Source organism: Acidovorax sp. KPB24-07 (assembly GCF_057543315.1).
The window spans coordinates 1-1,800 of record NZ_BAAJYS010000551.1; the positions used below are offsets into that span (position 1 = coordinate 1).

A 1,800-nucleotide genomic window follows, 5' to 3' on the forward strand; every position below is an offset into this window, starting at 1 on the left:
CAGCACCGTGGCGGTGGCCAGGCCCAGGGCGCGCAGCGCCTGCCGCGGCGCGGGCGGGGGGGCCGCGGAAAGGGAGGAAGGGTCTGGCACGTTCGGGATCCGGCTCGTCGGGGTGGCGCGGATTCTGACAGCGGGCCAAGCCCCCGCACGCACCAGGGCCGGCACGGCCCCAGGCCGGCAGGGGCTTCTATAATCCGCGCTCCCTTGGGGAGTAGCCGGCTTTCGTGCCATGTCTTTCGAGCGTTGTCCGAAGGCGCCTGCGTCAACACACTCGGCATGCTGCATGCCGTGGCGCCGGCAACCGTTGCGGTTGGCGAGACCATCGGCATGCCACCGCGACGAAAGGTCGGGCAGCGGGGGCGTGCCTTTGCGCTCGCCCGGCCGTACAACGACGTCCCCACCATGAATTTCGCCTCCACCGCCTTGCTCGCGCTGGCCATGTCCACCGACGCCTTCGCCGCCGCCGTCGGCAAGGGCAGCGCCCTGCAGAAACCCCGCTGGTCCGAAGCCCTGCGCACCGGCGCCATCTTCGGCGTCATCGAGGCCCTCACCCCGATCGCCGGCTGGGCACTGGGCTACGCCGCCTCGGGCTACGTGAAGGAGTGGGACCATTGGATCGCGTTCACGCTGCTGACCATCCTCGGGCTGCGCATGGTGTACGCCGCGTTCCAGGCGCCCGATGCCGAAACCGAAAAACCCGCCCGCCACGGCTTCTGGCTGCTGGCCGTGACCGGCTTTGCCACCAGCATCGATGCGATGGCCGTGGGCGTGGGGCTGGCGTTCCTCGACGTGGGCATCCTGCCCGTGGCGGCCGCCATCGGCCTGGCGACCTTTGCCATGGTCACGATCGGCGTGATGGTCGGCCGGGTGCTGGGCAACATCGCAGGCCGCTGGGCCGAGGCCGTGGGCGGCGTGCTGCTGATTGGCATCGGCTCGGTGATCCTCTACGAGCACCTGACCACGTTCTGATCCCGGCCCGCGCTACCCTTGCCGCATGACCCGTTTTTCCGACACCACCACCGCCCTCGTGCAACTGGCCACGCTGGACTCCGCCCTGGCCCGCTGCCGTGCTCCGGGCGGCAGCGCCACCGAACTGAGTAGCACGGCCCGCGCGCAGGACGCGCTGCTGGCCGCCCTGCCCCCGCGCTATGCCGAGGTGCTGCACGGCCTGCTCGACCGCCTCGAATCGAGCGCGCTGTTTTCCGAGGAAAGCTGCTCGTTCAGCCAGAAGGACCTGCTGGACAGCCTGCAGCAGTGGGTGGACAAGGCCGGGGACGTGCTGCGCCAGGCGGGCTGACCGGGCCGGCCACCGCGCACCGTCCACCGCCCGGTCACCGCTCGGTCACCGCTCGGCGCGCCCTGCCCACTTCTCCCGGGCGATGTAGGCGCGCACGCCCAGGCCCAGGAACGGCGCGGGCGGCATGCGCGCAGGGGTGCCCAGCGCCAGGGCGTCGGCGATCAGCGGATGGTCCTGGCCCAGCGCCAGATCGGCCGCGAGCGCGCCCAGCACCGTGTGCTTGACGATGCCCACGCCGTTGCAACCCGCCACGCCGTGCACGTTGGAAGCAAAGCGCCCCCAGCGCGGCGCGCCGTTGCGCGTGATGGCGATGGCGCCTTCCCAGAAATGCGCGAGCGGCACGTCGGCCAGCTGCGGAAACCGCGCATCGAACACGGCCCGGTGCGCGCGCCGCACGCGCTCGCGCACGGCGGCGGCCACGCGAAAGCGCGGCGCGTATTCGAAGCCCTGGCGCACCAGCAGGCGGTGGTCGTCGGTGTAGCGCAGCGTGGCGCCGGCCACGG

The 1,800-nt window shown here is 71.9% G+C and carries 2 protein-coding genes, 1 pseudogene and 1 riboswitch; of the genes and pseudogenes, 2 read left to right on the plus strand and 1 reads right to left on the minus strand.

The window, feature by feature from the left end; genetic code table 11:
* Positions 1 to 204: 204 nt before the first annotated feature.
* Positions 205 to 387, plus strand: a riboswitch (yybP-ykoY riboswitch).
* Positions 388 to 402: 15 nt separating this feature from the next.
* The gene (mntP, locus tag AC27IQ_RS23710; RefSeq protein ID WP_284407316.1) at positions 403 to 969 is read left to right on the plus strand and encodes a manganese efflux pump MntP; all 567 of its coding nucleotides are present in this window, start codon (positions 403 to 405) and stop codon (positions 967 to 969) included.
* 25 nt (positions 970 to 994) lie between these two features.
* Complete coding sequence (locus AC27IQ_RS23715) at positions 995 to 1,297, plus strand: hypothetical protein (protein ID WP_284431582.1); 303 nt, start codon at positions 995 to 997, stop codon at positions 1,295 to 1,297.
* A 45-nt stretch (positions 1,298 to 1,342) separates the two neighbouring features.
* Here AC27IQ_RS23715 and AC27IQ_RS23720 read toward each other — a convergent pair.
* Positions 1,343 to 1,800: pseudogene (locus AC27IQ_RS23720) on the minus strand (NAD(P)/FAD-dependent oxidoreductase); the annotation flags it as partial.